The sequence below is a fragment of the Haloarcula amylovorans genome, assembly GCF_004681185.1.
Classification (GTDB): Archaea; Halobacteriota; Halobacteria; order Halobacteriales; family Haloarculaceae; genus Haloarcula; species Haloarcula amylovorans.
This window is the reverse complement of record NZ_SRIF01000025.1, coordinates 1,315-1,576: the sequence shown is the minus strand read 5'-3', so window position 1 is coordinate 1,576 and position 262 is coordinate 1,315. Positions and strand designations below refer to the sequence as shown.

The window sequence follows — 262 nt, the reverse complement described above, 5'->3', positions numbered from 1 at the left end:
GCTCATACTCTCCCAGTGGTAGATCATCCAACCGCTCTTTCATTACCCCAGCCTGCTCGGCCAGCGGCATCGGATCGTCGGACAGGTTAACAAAGACAAGCGGCCCAATAGTATCGACATGGACCTCATCGAGTTTTACGAGGTCGTCGGTGTCGACCTGCCCAGTATCTGTCATTGACGTCTCGGACACGAGCGGCGAACCGTCACGGTCGGAGAAGTTGTGGAAGGCATGAATCTCACTATCGTTGGTCCGAGCGATAAC

Annotated in this window: 1 pseudogene; it reads right to left on the bottom strand. The window is 55.0% G+C overall.

The window, feature by feature from the left end:
- A pseudogene (locus E4S61_RS26955) lies at positions 1–262 on the bottom strand (aromatic ring-hydroxylating oxygenase subunit alpha); the annotation flags it as partial.